The following is a 16,935-nucleotide window of genomic DNA, read 5'->3' as shown; positions in this document are numbered from 1 at the left end:
GTCAGCAGACAACGCGTCGAGACTCCGATTGAGTAGTGGATCCTGCTCAAAACCCCTCCCCTCGCCGAGCGCCATCGCGACGGGTCGACAGTTGCCAGGCCGGTCCCGATGGCGAGTACTCTCGACCCCTATGCGAAATCAAGGCGCCGAATGGGTCCTGGCGTTCACGGTGCCCGAACTCAAGAGGCTATTTAGCGCATCCAGCTACGCTCGCGGCCAGGAGTACCAGGCTACGGGCCGCGTACACGACCTCATCACCTCGCCCAACTCGCTGAGCGCCCTGGTCAGTGGCAGCGGGAGAAACCGGTACCAGGTGGAGATCATCCGCGGGGTCCATTGGGTCGAACACTACTGCTCCTGCCCCATGGGGCATTCCTGCAAGCACGTCGTCGCGACGCTGCTCGCCGCCCGCGCCCTCCTGAGGAACGACACATCGCCGACCGTCTCGTGGGAGAGCAGGTTGGGCAAGTTGACGGGCGGAACCGACTCCGTCGTCGGTGGCGCAAAGTCACTGGCGCTCGAGTTCTCCGTGGGCCAACCCCAATACGGGGCCCCCGTGCCACGCATCCTGCTGCAACCCCTGCGCGAAGGCGTACAGAAACCTTGGGTCAAGACGGGTGCCTCCTGGGCCGAGATCAACCAACCCTGGCGCTCGGGCGATCTGAACCGGGCCCAGCGCACCGGGCTTGTCCAGTTGCACAACCTGGCTCCCGTCCCCGACTATTCCTATGGCAGCCCCGCCGTCGATCTGGGCTCCCTCGGCTCCCCGGCCTGGCCGCTGCTGCGACGCGTGTCCTCGGCCGGTGTTGCCTTCCTCGCGGGCGCGGGCCTGAGTGACGTCAGGATGGGTGACGACGCTGCGACCGTCTCCCTGGACCTGACCCGCTCCCCCGACGGCGGCATCACGGCTCGCCCGCTCGTCTCGGTCCTCGGCCCGGTACCCCAGGGACAGATCCTGTTGCTCGGATCGCCACCGCACGGCGTCGCGCACGTCAGCGAAGGCAGGCTCACCCTCTGGCCGCTCACGGCCCCTCCCCCCGACGGTCTCGACCGGCTCCTCCTCGACGGCGACCACGTCGACATTCCCGCTGCCGATGTCGACCGATTCCTCACTCTCTACTACCCGGCGCTGGCCAGGGCGGGTTCCGTGACCACCGTCGACGGCACCGTCGAGGCCCCCGAGCTCCTGCCACCGGTCCTGCACCTCACCCTCACCCACCTTCCGAGCCACGTGGCCCAACTCGACTGGGGGTTCTCCTATCCGTCCGCGGCGGAGGACGGGGCGCCCACCGTCGTGCCTCTTGCCACCGTCGCCGGTGGCCCCCCACGCGACATCGCCACCGAACACCGGCTATGCGGCGACCTGCTCGACCTGCTCGCGACCGTGGCACCGAACCTGATCCGGCGCGACCCCCGTCCCACGCTCATCCCCCAGCTCGAGCTGACGGGGATGGCCTCGGCATCCTTCCTGACGGAGGGTATCCCCCGGCTCAGGGAGGCGGGCGTGACGGTCCTGGAGATCGGCGAGGCGGTGCCCTATACCGAGGCCGCAGAGGCCCCGGTCGTCAATCTGACGGCCGAGGACAGCGACGACCGCGACTGGTTCAACCTCCACATCGTCGTCACGATCGATGGTCAGCAGGTGCCGTTCGAGGAGTTGTTCCTGGCCCTTGCCACAGGCGAGGATGCGCTGCTGCTCGACTCCGGCACCTGGTTCCGGCTCGACCTGCCCGAGTTGCAGGCCCTGCGCCGCCTCATCGAGGAAGCCAGGGAACTTACCGACGGCGATCCGTCGGGCCCGCTGCGAATCGGCCCGTACCAGGCCGGGCTCTGGGAAGAACTCGTGGAGATGGGCGTCGTCGCCCGACAGAGCAGCCGTTGGCGAGACGCCGTCCAGCGGCTCCTGCCCGACGAGGACCGCGCCGAGGCGACGCCGCCGACAGGGCTCCGGGCCGAGCTTCGCCCGTACCAGGTGCGCGGCTATCAATGGCTGGCCACCCTCTGGGAGGTCGGCCTCGGCGGCGTGCTGGCCGACGACATGGGGCTCGGTAAGACGCTGCAGACCCTGGCCCTCCTGGAACGCGCCAGGGAGTCTGGCGAACTCGACGGCCGACCGGTGCTGGTCGTGGCGCCAGCCAGCGTTGTCGGTACCTGGGTCGAGGAGGCGGCCAGGTTCGCGCCGGCCCTCACCGTCGTCCCCATCACCGCCACCGTCAAGAAGCGTGGGCAGGACCTGCCCCACTCCATCGAGGGTGCCCACGTCGTGGTGACTTCGTACACGCTCCTGCGGCTGGAAGATGCCGACTATCGTGCGCTGCCGTGGAGTGGGTTGATCCTCGACGAGGCGCAGTTCGTCAAGAATCACCGGTCCCGTACCTATCAGGCTGCCCGCCGACTGGGCGCGCCATTCACACTTGCCGTCACGGGCACCCCGCTGGAGAACTCCCTGATGGATCTCTGGTCGATGCTGTCGCTGAGCGCGCCCGGCCTGTTCCCCCGGCCGACCCACTTCATCGAAAGGTTCCGCAAACCGATCGAGAACGACCGCGATCTGATCGCGCTCGATACCCTCCGACGTCGGATCCGGCCGTTCGTGCTGCGTCGCACCAAGCGAGAGGTGGTGCAGGAGTTGCCGGACAAGATCGAGCAGGTTCAGAAGGTGGAGCTGACGCCGGTCCACCGGAGGGTCTACGACCGCTACCTGCAACGGGAGCGCCAACGGGTGCTGGGGATGCTGGACGACATGGACCGCAACCGGGTTGCGATCTTCCGGGCGCTGACGATGCTTCGTCAATTGGCGCTCGACCCGGTGCTGGTCGACGCGAAATACGCGACCTCGACGCCGTCGGCGAAGGTTTCGACGCTGGTCGAGCAGGTGGTGGAACTCGCCGCGGAGGGCCACCGGGCGCTGGTGTTCAGCAGCTTCACCGGATACCTCAAGTTGGTGCGCGAGGCGCTCGACGAGGCCGGCGTCAGCTACGTCTACCTCGACGGGCGCACGATGAACCGGCCCGCGCGCATCGCCCAGTTCCGGGAGGGCGACGACCCTGTGTTCCTGATCTCGCTGAAGGCAGGCGGTTTCGGATTGACGCTGACGGAGGCCGACTACGTCTTCGTGCTCGACCCGTGGTGGAACCCGGCTGCGGAGAATCAGGCGATCGACCGGACCCATCGGATCGGGCAGACCAGATCGGTCAACGTGTACCGGATGGTGTCGACCGACACGATCGAGGAGAAGGTGGTGGCGCTGCAGGAGCGCAAGCGCGACCTGTTCAGCTCGGTGGTGGATTCGGGCACGTTCTCGTCCGGGGCAATCACGGCCGCCGACATCCGCGCCCTGTTCGACCAGTAGGGACTCAGTTGCGGGAGGCGGTCTGGTCCTGCGTCGGCTCCGTGACGGCGACTGCCAGATTCGCCGGGCCGTCCAGTCCCGGGCAGGAACTGGACGGCCCGGGTCCCGCCGACACCGACCGGGACGGCCTCAACTGATGTACAGGCTCGAAACGTTATCGTTGAGCGACGAGCCGTCCTCGAACTTGTAGGCCTTGAAGTCGGGGATGTCACTCACGAACTGCACATAGTTGGCGACGTTGACGCGATAGGTGTTGTGCTTGTAGAGCATGACGAAGTGTCCGCCTCCGACGATGCGCATGGACGAGGCCTTGTCGTTGCCGACGTTGGCCCTGATGGTGTCCTCGTTGTAGAAGCCCTGGCTGAACTCCCAGTAGCCGCACTTGCCCCGGTAGGTGTTGTCCGAGTAGAGGTAGACGCCGGGCGCATTCTGGTTGGCACACGGCCGACCCGGGCCGGTCAACGAACCGCGCGGATCGATCAGTGCACCCATGTCGATGGCGTGGGCCGCGGTCACAGGCGCGGCCAACGAAGCCGCCCCGACCAGGGTGCCCACCAGTGCCAGCTTGATCCGCCTGCCTGTTCCTGTCATGAGACTCATGTCGAAACTCCCTTTCGATGTGGAGTTGCCGAGGCTGGCAACTTCTCCTCCATCGAGCATCTCCCGGGCGCGGCTCCGGGCGACTGTCCATTTCGACCAGTTCCCACGAGGCCCTTGCGTCGGCGGAAGGTCACTGCCCCCCTGAGCGCGCAAGCCGCACTTGTTGGGTGAACTGGTGGCGTGACTCGACCCCCGCCTTTGCGTAGATCCGGCTCAGATGGAAGGCGACGGTGCTGCGCGTCACATATAGCTCCTGCGCGATCTGTGCGTAGCTGAACCCGGAGAGCAGAAGGGCGGCGACCTCGCGTTCCCGATCGCTGAGAGTTGCGAGCGGATCAACGGTGGCCGCAACAGGCAACCGGTTGAGGTAGGCGGTCGCGCCAAGGCCCGAGTAGATCCTGGTGGCCTCTTCGGAGGAGCGTGCCGCGCACTCGGAGTCCCCGGCAAGGGCGGACACGCGTGCGAGATCGGCCTGCACGTGGCCGCGATACAGAGGCAGGTCGCCGGTGAAGGCCGCGATGCTCTCTTTCAGTAGCCGGTGTGCGTCTCGGAACCGGCCTGCACGCTCGCTCCGAAGCCCGGACAGCCACGGCCTGCACCAACTCGACCAAGCAGGCGCAACCAGATCGGTCTCGATCGCTTTGAGATGGCCTTCCACGGCGTCCAATTCCCCTGCCCAGATGCGTGCCAGCGCGAGATGAAGCTGCCAGAGGGCTCCGCTCCCGTAGTTCGGGGCCGTCAACTCCCCGCCGAAGTGAGCCCGCAGACGAGGCAGGCACGCCGCGCGGGCGGCGTCGTCGTCACCCGCGTGGAGCCGGGCGACGGTCGCCACGACGAGCACCGAGACGGGCACATGCCACGGCAGGTCGACCAGCACGGCCCGGGATTCGTCGAGCAGCGCATCCGCCCGGGTGAAGTCTCCGCGCACCGTCGGGATCAACGGAAGCATGGCTTGCACCAAGGGGTGGAGTGCTCCGGGGGAAAGCTCGGTCGCCGCTTGCTGCTCGATGAGTGCCCGATCGAACTCACCGTCCAGCCAGAGTGAAAAGCTGTGGAGCGCATGCGGCACCCCATTGAGGGTGTCGACGCGGCCTCCTCGAATGCGCGAGGCGACCTCCGAGAGGTCGCGGCGAGCCTCCGAGGCTTGTCCGGACAACGCGTAGACGGCGCCGCGCCAACTGAGATTGTCGGTCTCCTCCATCGGCGTTGCGCGCGCATCAATGGGGACGGTGTTCAGGTCCCGCCGCCAATGCTCGGCATCCATTCGGCCCCGGGCGATCTCACCGGCGGCGCGTACGTAGAACGGACGTTCGGCCGGGTCAAGCTCCGTCACCACCGGCAGCTGGTCGAGAAGCGCCTGGATTGATTCCGCCGGATAGCCCGACGCGAGCATCGTCCACGCGGTGAGGACGCGCCAACGCCTACGGACGACGTAGTCAGCCTTGCCGAGGGCGTCGGACGACAGCGACTCCAGAGTGCGTCTGGCATCGGCGATCCGGTGCTCGACGACCAGCAGCCATGCCATCAACACCTCACGGCGCGCCTCATCGCCGACCCCGGCGAACTCCTGGAGGTGCGCCCGCACCGCCCGGGTGTCGCGCGCCAGCACGGTTGCCAACTGAGACTCCAACCAACGTCGCTCGCGCCCAGCGACGGACGCCGAAAGTTGTGACGCCCACTGCCACAACTGGGCCTCGCGGCGGTAGTCCGGCTCCAGGTGGGCGGCCAGCGCGGCTTCTTCAAGCCGGAGCGCGAGCGGCTCGTCGCGCCGACTTGCCGCAGCCACCGCATGCTCAAGGCGATGCATCGTGGAGAGCGCCACGTGTGAAGCCCGTTCATGCATGGCCCGGCGCTCGGCAGCCGGTGTGGATTGATAGACGGCGGCACGCACCAGCGCATGCACGATGCGGACGTCGGCGAGCGGGGCGTCCGACCGCACCACCAACAGGCCGGCATCGTTCAGGAATGCGAATGCGGCTGACGGGTCGTCGATCTGTGCAACGGCCACGGCTTCGAGCCTGTCGACCCACATCGCCCCTGTCACCGCCACGGCGCGGAGCAGTCGCGCGGCTTCGATGTCCATCGCTGCAAGGCGCACGCTGAGATCGCGGGCAACGTCCTGGGGTGCCGGAAGAGCGGTGCGCTGGATCAGCTCATCGGCGCTGTACTGCCGCACCAGCGACGCCAGGTGCATCGGGTTGCGATCGGTGTGCAGCCACAGCCTCTCGACGAGATCGTCGGGACAACGGTTCCAACCCACCGCGCCCCTGATGACTTCGCCGGCCTCGACCAAGCCGATTCCGTCGAGCGTCAGCCCGTGACCGCTTCGGGGTCCAGATTGTGCTGCGGCCACGGTGTGTGCTCCCTGCCGGGCACGGCCCGGTTGGCCACCATCACCAGCAGGCGATCTCCGGCGGCCCTTTCCAGCACCAATCGGAGTGCCTCCAACGATTCGCTGTCTGCCCACTGCGCATCGTCGACCGCGATGATCAGAGGAGGACCGTCGGCTTCGGCCTCGATCACCCGACGCAGGGATTGCGCCGCCACCGCCGGTTCCTGAGGCGTCCCCCGGTCGGTGACCGGAGGTGGGACGCCCAGTCGCTCAAACAGCCCGTAGGCGGGTCGGTACGCCACCTCATCGCAGCTCGCTTCCAACACCCGGAACCCCACTGCGGCGTCGATGGCCGCACGCAAGTGGGTCGTCTTGCCCATACCCGAGGCTCCGTTGATACAGAGCAGGCGAGGCGCTCCGGCACGAGCCTGGTTGATGGCGGTCTCTATCAGCGTCCGCCGATCCGGCCGGATCTCCACCATTGAGTCCCCCTCAGACTTTCCCAGCCTGGCTGCGGTTTGGCGCTCCCCCGGCACCCCAAGTCTAGGGAGCGGCTGTGGTCTCTGCCGGCCGTTGGTTGAGCCGCGCCGACAACGTCAGGATGCCGCGAGCCCGGCGACGAGGTTTACGGTGCAGGCCAGCACGACCGCACCAAGGAAGTAGCTCAGCAGCGTGTGCCACAACACCACCGAGCGCAGTTGGCTGGTCCGTATGGTCGTGTTGGAGATCTGATAGGTCATCCCGAGGCAGAACGTCAGATAGGCGAAATCAATGTACCGGGGCGGCTCGTCCCCGAAGTCGATGGGCGGGCTGGGGGCAGAAAAGTACAGGTCCGCGTACCGGACGCCGTAGAGCGTGTGTACCAGCACCCACGAGGCGAGCACGCAGGCTGCCCCGAGTGCCGCGTTGGCAACGTCGTGGGCGTTGCCCGCGATCAGGATGTAGCCGACCCCCGCCACGCCCGCCACCGAGGCGACGATCAGGATCAGGTCGCTGACCCACCGCCCGGGGTCCTCCTCCCTGCTGTGCGCCGCCGTCTCGGCTGGGCTCAACCGCGCGAGCCGGAGCCAGATCCAGGCGCAATAGGACGAGACGAACGTCGTCCAGGCGGCGGCCGCTGCGATCTCCGGCCTGCCTGTCGCGCCGTGGACGATCAGGCCGAGTACCAGGGCGAGCAGAACACACGCGATGAGTCCCAGGAGCCGCCGGGTCCTGCGCGTCGGATTCACGGGGGTCGCCTGGCCTCAGGAGAGGAAGCCCGGCACGACCGACTTGGGGCGACCTATGATCGCCCGGCCGCCTCGGATCAGGACGGGGCGCTGCGCCAGGAGGGGTTGGTCGGCCAGGACGGTGGCGACCTGTTCGACCGTGGCGACGTCGTCGTCAGTTAGCCCCGAGCGCTGGAAGTTCGGGTCGCGGCGCACCAACTCGGTCGCGGGCGCGTCGAGCTTGGCGAGCACCGCCAGCCATTCGTCGCGGCTGAGCGGCTCCTTGAGGTAGTTGCGAATCTCCGACGCCAGGCCGGATGCCTCGACGGCCTCGACGGCGGCGCGTGAGGTGGAGCATCGCGGGTTGTGCAGGACGACGATGTCGGTCATGACGAGATCCTAGCCACCTCACCCGCGCCGTCCCTGCCGAACGGTCAGGGACTGAAGCCCCCTTCGACCAGCTCACCGTAGAGCTCCTCCAAGATGCGGCCCGGTCCCCAGCCCGGCTCGGCCTCAACCCCGTGCGTCGCGGCCAGCGCGGCGAACTCGGAGGCAGGCATCGTCACACCGACCTCGCGCCCCACGGCCCGCGAGACCGCCTCCGTCACCGAGATCACCGGCCAGTCGCCTGCCAGGTCGACGCTCAGCCCCCGATGAGCAGGGTCTCCGAGCCTCGCACGGCCCGCGCGGCGGCGCGGATCAGGTCCTGCGTGACAAGGCGCATGTCGTCGTAGTCGGCGAACGGTTGGTAGGCCTCAATGGAGGTGAACTCGGGATTGTGGGTGGCGTCGACCCCCTCGTTGCGGAAGTTGCGGCTGATCTCGTAGATCGGTCCGGAACCGCCGACCAGCAGTCGTTTCAGGTACAGCTCGGGCGCGATCCGCAGCGAGAGCCTCTAATGGTAGGCGTTGATGTGCGTCTCGAACGGCCGAGCGGAGGCTCCCCCGTGGACGGAGTGCAGCACCGGCGTCTCGACCTCGGCGAATCCCGCCGCCTCCATACATGCGCGCACCGCCGCCACGATGGCACCGCGCTGGTGGAGCAAGGTCATCTTGGCCGGGTCTGCGAGCAACTCCCCCGAACGCGACTGCGCCGCTGCAGGGTCGAAGATCGGCGGCAGTAGATCCTTCGCGGCCATCTGCCAGGCATCGACGTCGACCACCCGATCGCCATTTCGTGATGTGCCGCACGTGCCTTCGACGAGCAGCAGGTCGCCGAGGTCGACCAGCCTGGCGAACCCGTCGGCTCCCCCGACGAGGCGCATTTGGATGGAGGCCGCCCCTTCGAACAGGTCGGCGAAGACGACCGCGCCGTGGTCGCGCAGGTGTCGGATTCGTCCCGCGATCCGCACCCGGCACCCTTCCTCCCAGTCGGTGATCAGGGCTGCGACGGTCCGGTCGGGGCGGGCGCCGGTGGGCGGATACCCCTCGCGGCCGGCCGCTTCCAGCGCGTCGAGATGGGCCAGTCGGGCGCGGGCCTGATCGTTGATCCTCGGCGCCAGGGCGGCGACGTTGACCACGGGGGTGGCGGCGATCTCCCTGGCCTCGGCGACCTGTTCGGGGCTCAGCTGGCGTGGTGCGCTCCGGAGGTTCGGCAGTTCAGGCAGGAATCCTTCCGCGAATCCTGCGGCCAGCGCGATCCTGGGTAGAGCCATCAGATCGGGGTAGCACAGGTAGCGCGGCACCCACTGAGGGTTGAACCGCCGGTTGGACTCGTAGAGCCGCTCCAGCTGCCAGAACCGGTCGAGCAGGCCGAGCACCGAAGAGTTGAAGCGGGTGACCGTACCCGCGCCGAGCTTGACCGAGTCCGCGAAGACGCCGCGGAACATGCAGAAGTTGAGAGACACACGCCGCAAGCCCAGCTTTGGCAGCCGGTCCACCAGGGCGTTGACCATGGCGTCGGTCACGCCGTTGGGTGCGTCGGTGCTGCGGCGCATCACGTCGAGCGACAGCCCGGAGGTACCCCACGGCACGAAGGAGAGCAACCCAACCGGCCGACCCTCGCGTCTCGCGACCACATGGACGATCTCGCCGTCGGCGGGGTCGGCGGCGCGGCCGAGCGCCATGGAGAAGCCTCGCTCGCTCTCGCCGTGCCGCCACTCCTCGGCCAGGACGGCCAGTTCTGTGACGTCGTCGGCCGACATCGACGCCTGCCGGGTGATCGCGATGCAGACCTGGTCTCGGTTAACCCGACGGATGGCCCTTCGCAGATCGGGGTCAGCTGCCTTTGCCTGGGCGAACCGGTCGGCGTCGAGAATGGCTTCGTCGCCCATGTTGATGATGAACAGACCCGCCGCGATGTAGGCGCGGGCCCCGGCGTCCGAGACGGACAAGACCGCGGGAAGCCAGCCGTGACCAACTGCTTCTTCGCGCCAGGCGTCTATCGCGCCTCTCCAGGATCCTTGCGCACCGATCGGGTCGCCTGCGGCCAGGCACACCCCGAAGATGAGCCGGTATGCGACGGCGGCCTGGCCGTCGGGCGAGAAGACCACCGACTTGTCTCGCCGGGTCGCGAAGTAGGAAAGGGAGTCGTCGCCGCCGTGGCGGTGTACCAGGTCCCGCAGGAGCAGTTCGGTCTCCCCCGTCCATCGGTACGGGTCGCGGGCGGTGCGCAGAAAGACCCAGATCACGCCGAGCACCGACAAGGTGAAAAGGATGGAGGCGACCTGCGGGATCCATTGGTGCAACCCCGCGGTGACGTGGTCGCTCCACGGGGAGCGCAGCCCGGCGGATCGGGCGAGGGTCGCCACGACGTCGGCAAAGGTCGTCTGGTTGTTGTCTGGGCGGCTGATCGAGACGGCGAAGAAGGTGAAGGTCGCGGTGACAGTGATTTCCGGCCAGGGCCATGGCGCCTGCGGCCAGCCAGGAGCCGGGGCGCAGCCTGCCCGCGAACTCGGGCCGGAGCTTCCACAGCAGCACGAGTGCCGCGATACCGATGGGCACGGAGGCGACGTCGAAACCGGCGGCCAATGTGAAAGGCGTTTCCGGCAAGGGATCCCACGGGGTGATGTGCAAGATGGTGGCGACGCCAAGGTAGATGCCGAGCACCTGCAGAAAAACCGCGGCCCACCAGCCGATCCGTTTGCGTCTGAGTAGGGCTTCGAACACCACCGCGAGCACCACGGCTGAGACCAGTGAGGTGTTGACGGGAATGTTCAAGAGGTTGAAACTGCTCGGGAAGGTTGCTTCGCACATGCCCGCGCCCGAGCAGCCAGCCGAACAACGCGAAGAGCGTGCCGAGGCCATGCAGGCCGATGACCACCCGCGCAACCTTGGATTTTCCCGCCGATGACATCTGCCCTCCTTCCAGGCACATCCTGTCACCAACAGGCGGTCCGTAGAACGTCCTTCGCACAGCAGGGTTCCGCGGAACGCGGAGCCGGATGGCTGGCTGCGTGCACAAACCTCTGCATAGGTGGAGGCGACCCGAGGTTGCCCTTCTGAACGCACAATTTGAGAGATCTGTGCCCACCAATCGGGTTGGCGCGCGGCCAGACGTGCCAGCCCGTCGCGCCCGGCGTCCCCTCGAGGTCAGACTGCGAAGAGGCCGCGAACGGCGTCAAGGTCGCCGATGAAGTCCTCGGGCTAGGCGTTCAGCGGCAGGTTCTCGCGATCCCGCGGCCCGTCCAGTTCCGCATCGGGCTGCAGCGCGGCGAAAAGGGGGTCGAGTTCAGCCTGGGCCTCGCCGGGCTCGGCGACCAGCTCGAAGGTCTTGCGGTCTGCGGCGTCGGAGGTCAGGCTGGCGACCAGCACCCGGGCGATCTGCCGACGGGAGATCGCGCCGTCGGAGGCATTTCCCGCCAAGTGGGTGTCGCCCTGCCGGAACACGAGGCGGTGCTCATCGGGTTTGTTGTAGTCGAACCAGCCGGGCCGCACGATCGTGTAGGGCAGGCCGCTGGCGCGTACCAGGCGCTCCCCGCGCCGTTTCCAGTCATGGCCGGGTGTGGGCGAGGTGACCCCGAGAGCGGTCATCAGAGCGATCCGGGCAGGCTTCTTCAGCGCGTTCAGCACCGCGCGGACCGGTCGGTAGTTGGCCTGCTCCGCGTCGGCGTCGCGGTAGGTGCCCTGCGTGAATACGACGCCGGTCACCCCGTCGAGGGCTCCTGCGATGCTCTCGGACCGGGCCGGGTCGCCCACGATCACCCTGGTTCCCTCCGGGAAGAGGGACACCTGACCGGGCTCTCGAACCAGCGCCCTCGTCTGGAAGCCGACACGGAGTGCCTCGGCGACGACGTGTCGACCGATGCTGCCGGTCGCCCCGACCACGAGCACCGTGGCGCCGCCGTCGCTGCCCTGTCGTCCTTCTGATGCTTCTTTCCCATAACCCATGCAACCGACGCTACGCGCCACTCGCCCGGACGGGGAGGAACTGCCGGTACACCAATCAACCGTTCCTTCTCCCCCGGCCACGTTCAGATGGTTGTCGAGGAGCAAGTCTGGCCCCGTTCGTCACGGGCGGGGCCGGGGAACCGTCCAGACGTGCCGATCACGGTGGGACGAATGGTCTCGGGCCCAGCCCGGCTCCTCTGCCCTGACGACGACATCCACTTCGAGGGCGCGCTACGTTCGCTGGTGGATGAGCCTGGCTCCACCGTCGGCTCGATGTCGCAGGAGCTTCTGGCGGCCGATGTCGCAGCCGCCAACCTCGAAGGACCGGTCACCACCAGCACAACGCGTGCCCCCAAGGAACTCGAAGAGCCGGACAACCGCTACTGGTTCGGTGGCCCACCCGCCGCCATCGAGGTGTTGACGTGATCGGGGATCGATGTCGTTTCGGTGGCCAATAACCACGCGTGCGACTACGGCGTCCAAGGGGTGCTGGATACGCTCGACGCCGCGCGGGAAGACGTGCCAGGATGCCCAGGCATCATCGGCCGGGAAGACGCCGTGACGCGCGCCTTCACGGAGCGGGGCTGGATCTGGGGCGGAACTTGGATGGAACCGGACTATCAGCATTTCAGCGCCGCATGACGACGGCCTCTGGCCCCGGCGCCGCGAACTTGGGGCGCCGTCGACTCAGAGTGACGCTCTTCGACACCGCGCAGGTGTACGGGCCCTTTGTCAATGAGGAACTCGTCGGGAAGGCGCTGGCCCCGATGTGCCTTCTTGGGTATGTCGTCCGGGGGAAGGTGGAACTGCCAGTGCCTTCCTCGGGGCGGTTGATCTTGGTGTGATGGAGGCGTTGGAGACAAGGCCCGGCCGCAGGTCGGCCGGGCTGTTTCGATGCCTTGCCGTCCGGGCAGGCTCGCGTGTTGTTAGGAGAACAAGAAGATGAGTGGAAACAAGAGCACTGGCCGGGTTGCGGTCATCACCGGCGCGTCGTCGGGCATCGGCGCCGCCACCGCCCGCGCACTCGCGGCGGACGGGTACCTGGTTGCCCTGCTGGCCCGCCGTCTCGACCGGATCGAGGCAATCGCCTCGGAGATCGGCAACGGATCGATTGCGATCCAGGCCGACGTCACCGACCGCGACCAGCTCGTCGCCGCCGCACGGCGCGTCCAGGACGAGCTCGGCGGCGCGGACGTCCTGGTGAACAACGCAGGCGTGATGCTGCTCGGGCCCTTCTCCGCCGCTCGCAGCGAGGACTACCGCAGGATGGTCGAGGCGAACCTGTTGGGCGCCATCACCACCACCGAGGTGTTCCTCGACCAGCTCACCGGCGGTGACGGGGGCGACTTGATCAACATCTCGTCCGTTGCCGGTCGCAGCGCCCGCGCAGGCAACGGCGTCTACGCGGCAACCAAGTGGGGCATCAACGGTTGGTCCGAGTCTCTGCGGCAGGAACTGCTGCCTGGCGTCCGCGTCACGTTGATCGAGCCGGGCGTGGTGGACACCGAGTTGCCGAGCCACATCACCGACACCGCGACGCGCGAGGCCGTGCAGAAGAGCTACGACGTGGCTGCGGTCAAGCCTGAGGAGGTCGCCGAGATCATCGCGTTCGTGCTGTCACGGCCCCGGCACCTCGCCATCAACGAGGTCCTCATCCGCCCGGCCGACCAGCTGGGCTAATCGGAAGCCCACTTCTGTTGCCTGAGACCGGTGTCGCCCCACACCCCACGGTCCGTTCGCCAGCCCCGGCTCCGTTTCGGACCGTGCACAAATCTCTGTATGTTTCGAGGCAAGCCCGTATAGCGCCCGCCTCCACGTATACAGAGAACTGTGCACGGCCGGCTCGCCTCCGGTTCCCGGCTAAACGCCTTCCATGCAGATCCCTCCTCCCGGACCCCGCTTTGACTACGGGACGGGCGTAGAATGGGAGTCGTGCAAGGAGGCATCATGCCGGCCGAGCGGTTGTGGATCATCACAGGTGCAGAGGGGTTCCTCGGCAACAACCTCGTGCGCGAACTGTTGGGCCGAGGAGAACGCGTCCGGGCCCTCACCTATGACTCTTGGCCCCAGCCCTCTCTCGCGGGACTCGACTGCGAGGTCGTCCCAGCCGACGTCACCGACGAAGCGGCACTTGTGCGAGCGTTCACAACGTCTCCGGCCATCCGCTCCATCGTCGTGCACTGCGCAGGGATCGTCTCGATCGCGAGCCACGTCTCCAAGGCGGTCGCCCTCGTCAACGTCGAAGGCACCCGCAACGTGATCACGGCCTGCGAGCGCACCGGAGTCTCACGGCTCGTCTACGTCTCGAGCGTGCACGCCATCACCGAACCTGACCCCCCACGCACCATCACCGAGGTCGACGACGCAGCCGGCTTCGACCCCGACGCCGTCACCGGTGAATACGCCAAGACCAAGGCCGAGGCCACCGCACTGGTCCTCGCGGCCGGGCAGCTCGACTGCGTCGTCGTCCACCCAGGCGGCCTGATCGGCCCAAACGACTTCGCGGAAAGCCACACCACCAGGCTCATCCGCGACGCCGCCGGTGGGCAACTCACGGCCGTCGTCGAGGGCGGCTACGATTTCGTCGACGCTCGCGACGTAGCGGCCGCGATCGTCACTGCAGCGCTTGAGGCCCCGAAGGGCCGGACCTACCTGCTCAGCGGCGCGTACACCCCCGTCGCGGAACTCGTGAACACGATCGCCGAGCTCACCGGCCGGAAGCGCCGCTTCACGGTGCTGCCGCTGTGGTTCGCCCGCCTCACGGCACCGTTGGCCGAGCTGTACTACCGCATCCGGCGCACCAAGCCGCTCTTCACCACCTACTCGCTGCGCACGCTGCAGTCCCCGTCCGACTTCTCACATGCGCGCGCCACCGAAGAACTCGGCTTCGCACCACGCCCACTGAGGCAGACCCTCGCCGACACCATCGCCTGGCTCGGCCTCCAGCCGACCTGATGGCTTCTACCCCGCAATGCACCACATCATGGTGGAGCCACGTCGAAGGCTGGACCGATTCGGCCGTGGCCGGACGGTGCTGGGCCGGTCAGCAGGAGGCGTGGTCCGTGATGCGCTTGCCGACGGCGAGGCCGTAGCTGGCGAGGAGAGCGACCAGGGGCAGCGGTGTCGCATCGGCCTGCGACAGCATCACCGGCGCGCCGACAACGGCAAGCACCGGGATGGCGCCGCACGCCCCTCCGGTGAGATGCTCGCGCGCGGGAACCCCGACCGGCGGGACGTAGGTCGCCAGAGTGACGGCGCCCAGGACCGCGGCGACGCCCAGCAGCAGGTAGTCGATCCCGGCCTGGGGCTCGCGGGCCGAGACCAGAAGTGCGAGTAGGGCGACGCCCCCGACTGCCAACGCAAGCGTGTGGCGCCGCGACCACACCGAGCGCCAGTACGCGACCCCGCTTGCGGGCACATGGATTGTGCCCAACACCTGGCTGGCGCCCAGCGTCTGGGTGCTCATCAGGGTGGATGCCTCAGGCTGCGGAGCTGTCATGCCACGAGTGTAGCAATACCCCACGGGGTATTGCTCACGTCGACGCGGTGGCCAAATCCCCAGGATAGACGACGTCGATCTCGTCGATCGTGGCGGGGAAGTCCCTACGGTTGTTGGTGAGGAACCGGTCCGCGCCTGACGCGACAGCCGTTGCCAGATGTACCGCGTCCGCCGCCCGCAGCCTGTAAGTGACGGCCAGCGCGACGGCGAGTCGCGCCGTCGCCTCATCCACGGGGCGGAGGTCCAGCCGACCGAGGAGGCCAGCCAGCGCCTTGACCTCCGCGGAGTCCGGGTCTTCCCTCAGGGGCTTGGTAAGCACCTCCGGCAGGAGCAGCACAGATCCGATGCCGACGGACCCCTCACCTTCGACGGCGAACAGCGACGCAACGGGCACCCCGAGCGGGTGCCCGTCGGCCGCCGCGTAGATGAGCACGTCGGCGTCGAACGCGGTGAGCATCGTCATCTGCCGGACCGCTCGTCACGGACCGCGTCGACAAGTTCCTCTGCTCGCTCGGGCGAAATGGCAGGGGTTTGAAGTGGTTGGCTGCGGGCCGAGTCCAACAGACTCGCGATCCGCCCGGCCTCATCCCACGCCTTGGATGCACGGCGCGCCTGCAGCACGTCCGGACGCACCAGGACGGCGACCACCCGGCCGTGCCTGGTGATCGACACCTCTTCGCCAGCCTCGACACGGTCGAGCTGCTCCGGAAGGGTCTGGCGTGCGGCGCTCACACTGATCCTCGACATGGCGCAATTGTACAGGCTTGTACAACTGCCCTCACGCAGCGAGGACCGGAGCGCCGCCGACCCGCACGGCGTACACACCGGAATCCACGTGACGCCCCCCCATCCCGCTATCCCCTGGCCCGGTGGCCGGACTTCTGATCGAGGACCACGGGTTGATCGAGGCAGACAATCCGTTTGGTTCATTCATCGCCCTGGCAAAGACCAATGCGCACACGACCTTCATTGTGGACTGGATCGACGCAGCGGTGAAGCAGGCCACGGAGGCGCTGCGCCCGAAGTATGGCCAGTTTTGCGGATTCGAAGCCGGTGCTTCTAGCAACCTTCAGAAGGTTCTCCACACGTTGCTGAGCTACCAGTAGGGACGCCTGGATCAATGCCAGAGCCCCTCGAACGGGCGCTCCGGGTCGATTCGCAGGGCGGAGCTCATGGGCGACCTCCTTCGGAATCGCGATCATGCCTCTTGCAGGAACGACGCGCTGGGAGCGGGGTCGCGGAAAGGAGATGGCAGGGACGTTCAGGATCCGTTGAGCAGGATCTACTGCTCAACGCGACGAATCCCGCATCGTCTGCTGACGATGCGGGATCGGCTTCAATGAACCTCAAATCCTGCTCAAACCCGGGGCCAACCACCACCCCCCGGGAGAAGGCGTGGGGACGGCGACGTTGACGTCCCCACGCCGGGTCTTCAGAGGCGGGAGCGGAACTCCTCATGCTGACGCTTGACGGCGTCGGGCACCTTGGTGCCCATCCGGGCCAGGAAGACATCCGTATCGTCGGCCTCTGCGTTCAACGCCTCGGGATCGATCGCGAACAGCGCCTCCCAATCCTCGCTGCTCACCCCGGCCGCCGCGTAATCGATGGCGCCGTCG

General features: G+C 67.5%; 19 protein-coding genes and 2 pseudogenes. 8 read left to right on the top strand and 13 right to left on the bottom strand.

Annotated features, from left to right (window positions below; translation table 11 throughout):
- Positions 1 to 130 precede the first annotated feature (130 nt).
- A complete protein-coding gene (locus BUC15_RS16505; RefSeq protein WP_073190446.1) occupies positions 131 to 3,352 on the top strand; it encodes a DEAD/DEAH box helicase in 3,222 nt (1,073 codons plus the stop codon).
- A 129-nt stretch (positions 3,353 to 3,481) separates the two neighbouring features.
- Here the strand turns inward: BUC15_RS16505 and BUC15_RS16500 are convergent, their stop codons facing one another.
- The 8 genes and pseudogenes from BUC15_RS16500 to BUC15_RS21305 all read right to left on the bottom strand — a co-directional run.
- Positions 3,482 to 3,952, bottom strand: coding sequence for a hypothetical protein (locus BUC15_RS16500; RefSeq protein ID WP_139280329.1), 471 nt, complete (start codon positions 3,950 to 3,952; stop codon positions 3,482 to 3,484).
- Positions 3,953 to 4,082: 130 nt separating this feature from the next.
- Positions 4,083 to 6,305, bottom strand: coding sequence for a helix-turn-helix domain-containing protein (locus tag BUC15_RS16495; protein WP_139280328.1), 2,223 nt, complete (start codon positions 6,303 to 6,305; stop codon positions 4,083 to 4,085).
- On the bottom strand, positions 6,263 to 6,766 hold the full coding sequence (locus BUC15_RS16490; protein WP_073190438.1) for an ATP-binding protein: 504 nt from the start codon (positions 6,764 to 6,766) through the stop codon (positions 6,263 to 6,265). Before BUC15_RS16490 ends, BUC15_RS16495 begins: the two co-directional genes overlap by 43 nt.
- A 114-nt stretch (positions 6,767 to 6,880) precedes the next feature.
- Positions 6,881 to 7,513, bottom strand: a complete 633-nt coding sequence (locus tag BUC15_RS16485) for a DUF1345 domain-containing protein (RefSeq protein WP_073190436.1) — start codon at positions 7,511 to 7,513, stop codon at positions 6,881 to 6,883.
- A 15-nt stretch (positions 7,514 to 7,528) separates the two neighbouring features.
- Complete coding sequence (locus BUC15_RS16480) at positions 7,529 to 7,882, bottom strand: ArsC/Spx/MgsR family protein (RefSeq protein ID WP_073190434.1); 354 nt, start codon at positions 7,880 to 7,882, stop codon at positions 7,529 to 7,531.
- Between the two features lie 44 nt (positions 7,883 to 7,926).
- Positions 7,927 to 8,109, bottom strand: coding sequence for a hypothetical protein (locus BUC15_RS16475; protein ID WP_073190431.1), 183 nt, complete (start codon positions 8,107 to 8,109; stop codon positions 7,927 to 7,929).
- Positions 8,110 to 8,135: 26 nt separating this feature from the next.
- Positions 8,136 to 10,121 (bottom strand): annotated as a pseudogene (lysX, locus tag BUC15_RS16465) (bifunctional lysylphosphatidylglycerol synthetase/lysine--tRNA ligase LysX).
- Between the two features lie 262 nt (positions 10,122 to 10,383).
- Positions 10,384 to 10,686: pseudogene (locus BUC15_RS21305) on the bottom strand (hypothetical protein); the annotation flags it as partial.
- Here BUC15_RS21305 and BUC15_RS20070 point away from each other — a divergent pair.
- Positions 10,643 to 10,783 (top strand): hypothetical protein, encoded by a 141-nt coding sequence (locus BUC15_RS20070; RefSeq protein ID WP_175558383.1) that lies wholly within the window; start codon positions 10,643 to 10,645, stop codon positions 10,781 to 10,783. The pseudogene BUC15_RS21305 and the gene BUC15_RS20070 overlap by 44 nt on opposite strands.
- Before the next feature lie 293 nt (positions 10,784 to 11,076).
- On the opposite strand, the gene BUC15_RS16455 is transcribed toward BUC15_RS20070, so the two are convergent.
- Positions 11,077 to 11,820, bottom strand: coding sequence for an SDR family oxidoreductase (locus tag BUC15_RS16455; protein ID WP_073190425.1), 744 nt, complete (start codon positions 11,818 to 11,820; stop codon positions 11,077 to 11,079).
- 150 nt (positions 11,821 to 11,970) lie between these two features.
- Between BUC15_RS16455 and BUC15_RS16450 the strand changes: the two genes are divergently transcribed.
- The 5 genes from BUC15_RS16450 to BUC15_RS16430 all read left to right on the top strand — a co-directional run bounded on the left by BUC15_RS16450 (position 11,971) and on the right by BUC15_RS16430 (position 14,775).
- The gene (locus tag BUC15_RS16450; protein WP_139280327.1) at positions 11,971 to 12,246 is read left to right on the top strand and encodes a CapA family protein; all 276 of its coding nucleotides are present in this window, start codon (positions 11,971 to 11,973) and stop codon (positions 12,244 to 12,246) included.
- A gap of 6 nt (positions 12,247 to 12,252) precedes the next feature.
- Positions 12,253 to 12,462: a M15 family metallopeptidase gene (locus BUC15_RS16445; RefSeq protein ID WP_084189689.1), complete on the top strand. Its 210-nt coding sequence runs from the start codon at positions 12,253 to 12,255 to the stop codon at positions 12,460 to 12,462.
- Positions 12,459 to 12,665 carry a hypothetical protein gene (locus BUC15_RS16440; RefSeq protein ID WP_073190416.1) on the top strand — a complete coding sequence of 69 codons (207 nt, stop codon included), beginning with the start codon at positions 12,459 to 12,461 and terminating at the stop codon, positions 12,663 to 12,665. The genes BUC15_RS16445 and BUC15_RS16440 overlap by 4 nt, the downstream gene beginning before the upstream one ends.
- Positions 12,666 to 12,762: 97 nt before the next feature.
- Positions 12,763 to 13,500 (top strand): SDR family oxidoreductase, encoded by a 738-nt coding sequence (locus BUC15_RS16435; protein ID WP_073190412.1) that lies wholly within the window; start codon positions 12,763 to 12,765, stop codon positions 13,498 to 13,500.
- A 252-nt stretch (positions 13,501 to 13,752) separates the two neighbouring features.
- A complete protein-coding gene (locus BUC15_RS16430) occupies positions 13,753 to 14,775 on the top strand; it encodes an NAD-dependent epimerase/dehydratase family protein (RefSeq protein ID WP_175558384.1) in 1,023 nt (340 codons plus the stop codon).
- Between the two features lie 88 nt (positions 14,776 to 14,863).
- Here the strand turns inward: BUC15_RS16430 and BUC15_RS16425 are convergent, their stop codons facing one another.
- The 3 genes from BUC15_RS16425 to BUC15_RS19670 are packed head-to-tail and all read right to left on the bottom strand — an operon-like array spanning position 14,864 to position 16,066.
- Entirely contained in the window at positions 14,864 to 15,319 is a 456-nt protein-coding gene (locus tag BUC15_RS16425) for a hypothetical protein (RefSeq protein ID WP_139280326.1), read from the bottom strand.
- A 34-nt stretch (positions 15,320 to 15,353) separates the two neighbouring features.
- Positions 15,354 to 15,782, bottom strand: a complete 429-nt coding sequence (locus BUC15_RS16420; RefSeq protein WP_073190404.1) for a type II toxin-antitoxin system VapC family toxin — start codon at positions 15,780 to 15,782, stop codon at positions 15,354 to 15,356.
- Positions 15,779 to 16,066 (bottom strand): type II toxin-antitoxin system Phd/YefM family antitoxin, encoded by a 288-nt coding sequence (locus tag BUC15_RS19670; RefSeq protein ID WP_073190401.1) that lies wholly within the window; start codon positions 16,064 to 16,066, stop codon positions 15,779 to 15,781. The genes BUC15_RS16420 and BUC15_RS19670 overlap by 4 nt, the downstream gene beginning before the upstream one ends.
- 122 nt (positions 16,067 to 16,188) lie before the next feature.
- Between BUC15_RS19670 and BUC15_RS16410 the strand changes: the two genes are divergently transcribed.
- A complete protein-coding gene (locus BUC15_RS16410) occupies positions 16,189 to 16,425 on the top strand; it encodes a hypothetical protein (RefSeq protein WP_073190398.1) in 237 nt (78 codons plus the stop codon).
- A gap of 326 nt (positions 16,426 to 16,751) precedes the next feature.
- Here the strand turns inward: BUC15_RS16410 and BUC15_RS20065 are convergent.
- On the bottom strand, positions 16,752 to 16,935 hold a 184-nt coding region (locus tag BUC15_RS20065; protein WP_217652280.1), incomplete at its 5' end, for a hypothetical protein.

It is taken from the genome of Tessaracoccus bendigoensis DSM 12906, from assembly GCF_900141915.1.
GTDB lineage: Bacteria > Actinomycetota > Actinomycetes > Propionibacteriales > Propionibacteriaceae > Arachnia > Arachnia bendigoensis.
This window is presented reverse-complemented; position numbering and strand designations above follow the sequence as displayed.